The following is a 7,160-nucleotide window of genomic DNA, read 5'->3' on the forward strand; positions in this document are numbered from 1 at the left end:
ATAATATAATTTTTTATGGAGGATACAAGTTACCCTCTATTTTCAATCCCACAATCACGATAGAACTGAGGCGGGTTACAGTTCTATCGGTGGTTTTGGATGATAGGAGAGATTTTATGCTACAATATGGCTTTGCTTTCAATACATATATTTTGACCATTACGTTTGTAATTGGCTTGGTTATGGGGAGTTTCATCAACTGCGTGGCATGGCGTATTGCCCATCATGAGAATTTTATTCATGGAAGAAGTCATTGCCCCGTTTGTGGACATACCCTAACGCCAATAGAACTAATCCCAATTTTGTCTTATGTAATGCAGAAGGGGAAAAGTCGTTGCTGCGGAGAAAAAATTTCTGTGCGTTATCCCATAACGGAGTTTTTAACAGCAATGCTATTTTTGGGGCTTGTTTGGAAATTTGACGTAAGTCTGGATAGTTTCATGTTTATGGTTTTGGTCTTGATTCTTTTGGCTGTGGCATTGATAGATTTGGATACGGGAATTATTCCTGATGGATTTATATTAATTGGTATTTTTAATTTCATTTTATTTCGGTGCTTCAAAGGAAGCAATATTTTTTCAGGGCTCTTAGAGGGAGTAATTGCTGGTCTAGCTATAGCTGTCCCTATTTTGATTCTCTCCCTTGTGATGGATCGCATTCTCAAAAAAGAGAGTATGGGTGGGGGAGATATTAAGTTGTTTTTTATGGTAGGACTTTATTTCAGCATAAGGAGCAACATTTTTTTGGTTTTACTATCTTGTATTTTTGGAATTGTTTTTACAATGGTTTTTCAAAATATTCGGGTTGATGATGAAGAAAACCCGATGGCGTTCCCCTTTGGACCGTCCATTGCTTTTGCCGCAGTGATTTCTATTTTTATTGGGGAGCCACTTATGGAACTTTATTTTGGATTGTTTTAGAAATATATATTACTTTGAAAATAACCATGTCAGTTTTATTGGCTTGGATAATTAATATAGCGCGTTTTTTAGAAGATTTTTTCATTGGATTTAAATATTTTTTCAGTTTTTATTTTAATTTGAAACAGGGGAGGGTTATTGTGTCCAAAACGTATACAGGAATAGAAATAGGCGAAAGTACCATTAAAATGATTCAAATTAGTGATGGAGTTACAATGAAAGTAGCCATAGAAACCACGCCGGATAATTTGGTTAGAGATGGTCATATCTTATCGTTTGAAGCATTGGGAGAGACATTAAAAGGTATGGCAAAAGCCAACCAAATGAAATGCCGTAATGCCGTTGTTGTACTGCCTCTGGACAGTTGCTATCTTCGTCGAACCAATATGCCCTATATGACCACGGAACAATTACGGTTAAATTTGCCTTACGAATTCCGTGATTATATTCATGGGGATCGTGAGGAGTATATTTATGATTATGCCGTTGTTGGTCAGGAATCGGATGACGCAGGAGAAATATGTTCGTTGGAGCTTCTCATTGCTGCCATAAAAGATGAGTTGATTGAAAAGTATGCAAGAACTATGCATATGACGGGCTTTAGGTTAAAAACTGCTGTGCCCGAAGCATGTGTTTTCCGTAATATTATTCGTGAATATGAAAGGAATCCGGGGGAGCATCCCGAAGCCTATTGTATTGTAGATTTGGGGCATTCCACTGTGCGAGTGCATTTGTATAAAGGCAGTATTTATGAAACGACTAGGGTGATTGAATATGGGGGAAGCTCTCTGGATTCTTTGATTGCGGAAAAATTGGAAGTGGATATCCATATTGCATCATCATATAAATTGAAAAATTTTAATAACATTCAAGAATCAGAAGTATGTAAAGATCTTTATGGAAAAATGATTGTGGAAATTTTCCGTTCCATTAACTTCTACAATTACAATAATCCCAATAGTGAGCTAAAGGATGTTTATTTTTGTGGTGGCTTGGCAAAGGTAAAGCCGCTTATGGATATGATTTATTCAACATTGGAAGTGCGTTGTCATATGATTGATGAGCTAATGCCTAAAATGAAGGAAAATGAAAATCTTGCGTTGATATGTGGCATAATCGGAGCAACATTGCAGTAGGAGGTGAGAGTCTTGCAGCTCAACAAAAAAATCGGTGTAAAGTATCCAACCAAAACGGATATTAACTTAGCAGTAAGGGAAGGAAGAACCATTAATAAAAAAACAGTGCTTTTTGTGGGGATATTTCTTATGGTTTGTATGGCGGCCTTTTCCAAGTTAGCAATATTTGATTTACTTCAGTCTGTTGATAATGCAGAAAAAAATATGCAGCAAGCCCAGACACAGCTTGACCGGTTGAAACAAGAAAATTTGATTTATGATGATGTCTTAAAAGAATATAATGAAAGTGTGTCTTTAAGTCTTTCATCATCGGTAATTGCCACTATTTCCGAAAGGCTGGATATTGTAGATCAATATTTGATTGGGAATGCAAAAGTTGAATCGTATAATATTTTGGATGATGTTATTACCGCTCGCATTTCAGGAATCACTTTAAACCAGGTATCGGATATTTATACTGCGCTAATGGCAAATGACTTGATTTCCAATGTGCAAATTTATACAGCAAGCACGAAGGATGAATCCGATTCTTTAACAACTGCAACAATGACCATTGTTCTCGCTGTAAATGAAACCCAGGAGGAAGGAGGCGGGGAGCAATCATGACAAAATCATTTACGAAACGTGAAAAGGGTTTAATTTTAATTTTATTGCTTATTCTACTTTCAGCAGTATACTACGTTTTCTTTGCCCTTCCCTCCATGAATCGTATTTCGGACGCAAAGGAAAATACTGCGCTTTTGCAGGATAATATTGTGTTGGAGGCGGCAAAGCAAAAGAAAATTAGAGAAATGCAGAAAAAAATTCAAGAAGCATCTCAAAGAGAGGAATTTAAAACGAGGATTCCCGATTATGACAATTTGGAGAATGTTATGAAGCTGCTGGATCAATTTTTAGGTAGTTCAACGGAGTATAATCTCGCTTTTTCACCCATTACAGAAGAAGGCAGTTTAATACATAGACCTATTGAGGTTGAGTATAGCTGTGGAAATTATGAAGCTGCCCTTGATATCATTCAAAAAATATACACCAGTCCGTATAAAAGTATGATTGATAGTATTAGTGTCGATAATATTGAATATGCCGATGATGATATTGTGAATGATCCTGTTAAGGTTACCATGATTGTAATCTTTATTGAAAAGAAATCAGAGTAATTTTTCATGATGGAAAAATAGGATACACAAAGATGGAAATGTCTGTGTTTTATCTTTGAAAAAACATTTTAATTGAAATAAATCTTAGAAAATCAATGTTTTCTGGATGAAATTCATTATTTTAAAAAATAGAAAAGCCTGTATCGCAAGGAGTTTTTTTGTGATACGGGCTTTTTTGCGCTTGTTTTAAAAATTATAGAAACGGAAACTGATTAGGAAATAAAGCAATATTTTGGAGTGGGAGGAAGGATAGGCATTATTATTATTGGAAGTTTGCATATTGAGAATGTAAATAATGCTAGTTTGCCGTTATGGAAGGTTTAGCGAAAAATTAGTTGTTTTTTAAAAATATAAATTTTTAGGGCATATTGACATTCCAGTAATTGTATAGGGTATAAATTAGATATGCATCATGGAAGGGTTGGATTGGAGCAGATACTTTTAACTCATGTATAAAACATCTTTATTTTTTTCATGAGTTAAAAATATGCACAATGGTATGCATTATGGAATGTTTTTACTTAATATCAATGGAGAAAGGATGAATAGAATGGATTTTTCATTAACGAGAGAACAAGAACTGTTGAAAAAACTTGCTCGCCAGTTTGCGGAAGAAGAACTGGAGCCCGTTGCAGAAGAAGTTGATCGTGAACATGTTTTTCCTGCCGAAAATTTTAAAAAGATGGCGGATATTGGTCTGACAGGGATTGGTATTCCGAAAGAATATGGTGGTTCCGGAGGTGGAACACTGGAAAAAGTAATTGCTGTCTCTGAATTTGGGAAAAAATGTATGGCGTCTGCCTCTATTTTATCAATTCATTTGATTGCACCACAAGCTATTTTAAAATATGGCAATGAAGAACAAAAGCAAAAATACCTTCCTCGTCTGACAAAAGGAGGAGAGCTTGGGGCATTTGCATTAACAGAACCCAATGCAGGCTCTGATGCGGGAGCAGTAAAAACAACTGCCATTCTTGATCCTAAAACAAATGAATATGTATTAAACGGTACAAAATGTTTTATTTCCGGCGGTAGCAGAGCTGGTGTGCTTGTTGTGTTTGTATTGACAGAGCCCAAAAAGGGATTAAAAGGTATGTCTGCAATAATTGTAGAACGAGGCACACCTGGCTTCAGCATTGGTAAAATCGAATCCAAAATGGGTATTGCAGGCTCTGAAACAGCTGAGCTTATTTTTGAAGATTGCCGTGTTCCTGTTACAAACCTTCTTGGAAAAGAAGGAAAAGGTTTTAAAATTGCCATGCAGGCGTTGGATGGCGCCAGAATTGGCGTAGGTGCTCAGGCCATCGGTATTTCAGAGGGAGCCATTGATTTATCCGTAAAATATGTAAATGAACGTATCCAGTTTGGTAAACCTATTGCAAATTTACAGGGAATCCAATGGTATATTGCAGATATGGCGACCAAAACCGCTGCGGCAAGGGCGTTGGTTGAATTTGCCGCTTATCTTGAGGACGCAGGAAAACCTTTTACAAAAGAATCAGCAATGTGTAAATTGAATGCTTCGGAAAATGCCCGTTTTGTTACGAATTTAGCACTTCAGATCCATGGTGGATATGGATATATGAAGGATTATCCGTTGGAGCGCATGTATCGTGATGCAAAGATTACTGAAATCTATGAGGGTACTTCTGAAATACATAAAGTTGTAATCGCCAGAGAGGTAATGAAAAGATAAAAAGGAGTGTAGATCATGAGAATTTATGTTTGTGTAAAACAAGTTCCGGATACATCTGGGAAAGTTGCGGTAAACCCCGATGGTACATTAAATCGTGCATCCATGGCCGCAATCATCAATCCCGATGATATGAGCGCCATTGAGCAGGCATTAAAGTTGAAGGATGCAACCGGTTGTCAGGTTACAGCTGTTACCATGGGCCCTCCTCCCGCAGAAGGGATGCTTCGTGAAATTATTGCCATGGGTGCGGATGATGCGGTGCTCATTTCCGCCCGTGAATTCGGTGGTTCTGATACCTTTGCAACCTCTCAAATTATTGCAGCAGCTATCCATAAATTAGGCCTTGGGAAAGAAGACATGATTTTTTGTGGCAGACAGGCAATCGATGGGGATACAGCACAGGTTGGCCCTCAGATTGCAGAAAAATTGAATATTCCCCAGGTGACCTATGCAACGGGTATTAAAAAGAGTGAAAATTTAGTATTGGTAAAACGTATGCTGGAAGATGGATATATGATGATTGAGGTTCAGGCTCCTTGTCTGATCACTTGCATCAAGGATAAAACCATCAAACCTCGTTATATGACATTAAACGGAATTATGGAGTGCTATAGCAAACCACTTGAGGTTTTGAACTATGAAGCACTAAAGGATGAACCGTTAATCGAGTTGGATACCATCGGTTTAAAAGGCTCTCCCACAAATATTTTTAAGTCATTTACACCTCCCCAAAAGGGTGTAGGCATTATGCTTCAAGGGACAGACAAAGAAAAAGTGGATGATTTGGTTGACAGATTACAGAAGAAGCATGTCATTTAACCGAAAGGAGATGGGCAAGGTATGAGTTTTAATAGTGCGGATATTAATTCCTTTAGAGATATTTGGGTTTTTTGTGAACAGCGAGATGGGAAGCTGGTGAATACGGATTTTGAATTGATTTCGGAGGGTAGAAAGCTTGCTGACGAACGGGGTTCAAAATTGGTTGGAATTTTGCTTGGACATGAAGTAAAGGATATTGCAAAGGAATTGGGAGGATACGGTGCAGATAAGATTATTGTCTGCGATCATCCGGAATTAAGATTATACACTACGGATGCATATGCAAAGGTGCTTTGCGATGTAGTTATGGAAGAAAAACCTGAAGTTTTGTTGATTGGTGCTACAAATATTGGGCGTGATTTGGGTCCAAGATGTGCGGCAAGGCTGCGTACCGGTCTTACGGCGGACTGTACACATCTTGATATTGATACGAAAAAATATGTGGATTTTCTGGCAACATCTTCTACATTAGATATATCTTCCATGTCTTTCCCTATGGAGGACACAAATTTAAAAATGACACGTCCTGCTTTTGGCGGACACTTGATGGCTACCATTATTTGCCCACGCTTCCGTCCTTGTATGTCAACGGTAAGACCGGGTGTTATGAAAAAATCTGAGTTTAGCCAAGAAAAAGCTGAGGTATGTCAAATCGTTATGCGTCATGTTGAACTTTCGGCGGCAGATTTGAAGACAAAAGTAGTGAATGTTGTAAAAGAAGCGAAAAAAATGGTTGACTTGATTGGTGCGGATATTATTGTATCCGTTGGACGTGGAATCAGCAAAGACGTAGAAGGGGGAATCAAGCTTGCAGAAAAGCTTGCAGATGCCTTTGGCAATGGCGTTGTAGGGGGTTCTCGTGCAGTAATAGATTCCGGATGGCTTCCCTCTGATCATCAGGTTGGACAGACGGGCAAAACGGTACATCCCAAGGTTTATGTTGCCCTTGGTATTTCTGGCGCAATCCAGCACAAAGCCGGTATGCAGGATTCTGAATTAATCATTGCTGTAAATAAAGACGAAACGGCTCCAATTTTTGACTGCGCTGACTATGGTATTACAGGTGACTTGTTTAAAGTTGTTCCGTTGATGATAGAAGCAATCAAAGAGACCCAGAATGCCTAGTAATCAATAAGAAAAAATAGGTGGGTCGTGGTACTCACCTATTACTATGAATATAGGACAAGTTTTTGATAAAAGCAGATAAAACCTGTTGCTTTGCAAATGGAAAAGGAGAAGAAAAAGTATGAGAAAGGTATCCGTATTGAGCTATAACATGACCACAGCCGACGGAGCCAACCAGGATGGATTAATCCCCATTGGCCGTCAATTCGATTTTATCGGAGATGTGGAAACAGAAGAAATGATCTTGGTAGACGGGGATGAGTCTCTTTGCTTAGGCTATGAAGACGTGAAGTGCTATAAGGACGTA

At 38.2% G+C, this 7,160-nt stretch carries 7 protein-coding genes and 1 pseudogene; all 8 read left to right on the forward strand.

The genetic code is table 11. From position 1 onward, the window contains the following. Nucleotides 1-920 (forward strand): prepilin peptidase (locus P9Q65_RS12745; RefSeq protein WP_304509860.1); only part of this gene is annotated, 920 nt, incomplete at its 5' end. Nucleotides 921-1,060: 140 nt separating this feature from the next. Continuing rightward, nucleotides 1,061-2,056, forward strand: a complete 996-nt coding sequence (gene pilM / locus P9Q65_RS12750; RefSeq protein ID WP_304509862.1) for a pilus assembly protein PilM — start codon at nucleotides 1,061-1,063, stop codon at nucleotides 2,054-2,056. A gap of 12 nt (nucleotides 2,057-2,068) precedes the next feature. Next, nucleotides 2,069-2,662, forward strand: a complete 594-nt coding sequence (locus P9Q65_RS12755; protein ID WP_304509864.1) for a hypothetical protein — start codon at nucleotides 2,069-2,071, stop codon at nucleotides 2,660-2,662. After that, on the forward strand, nucleotides 2,659-3,213 hold the full coding sequence (locus P9Q65_RS12760; RefSeq protein ID WP_304509865.1) for a hypothetical protein: 555 nt from the start codon (nucleotides 2,659-2,661) through the stop codon (nucleotides 3,211-3,213). Before P9Q65_RS12755 ends, P9Q65_RS12760 begins: the two co-directional genes overlap by 4 nt. Nucleotides 3,214-3,763: 550 nt before the next feature. Continuing rightward, nucleotides 3,764-4,909 (forward strand): acryloyl-CoA reductase, encoded by a 1,146-nt coding sequence (gene acrC, locus P9Q65_RS12765; RefSeq protein WP_304509867.1) that lies wholly within the window; start codon nucleotides 3,764-3,766, stop codon nucleotides 4,907-4,909. Between the two features lie 15 nt (nucleotides 4,910-4,924). After that, nucleotides 4,925-5,728, forward strand: coding sequence for an acryloyl-CoA reductase electron transfer subunit gamma (gene acrB, locus P9Q65_RS12770; RefSeq protein WP_304509869.1), 804 nt, complete (start codon nucleotides 4,925-4,927; stop codon nucleotides 5,726-5,728). A 21-nt stretch (nucleotides 5,729-5,749) separates the two neighbouring features. Further along, nucleotides 5,750-6,853, forward strand: a complete 1,104-nt coding sequence (acrA, locus tag P9Q65_RS12775) for an acryloyl-CoA reductase electron transfer subunit beta (protein ID WP_304509870.1) — start codon at nucleotides 5,750-5,752, stop codon at nucleotides 6,851-6,853. 121 nt (nucleotides 6,854-6,974) lie between these two features. Next, nucleotides 6,975-7,160 (forward strand): annotated as a pseudogene (locus tag P9Q65_RS12780) (beta-alanyl-CoA:ammonia lyase); the annotation flags it as partial.

Source organism: Anaerotignum sp. (assembly GCF_030625865.1).
Lineage (GTDB): Bacteria > Bacillota > Clostridia > Lachnospirales > Anaerotignaceae > Chakrabartyella.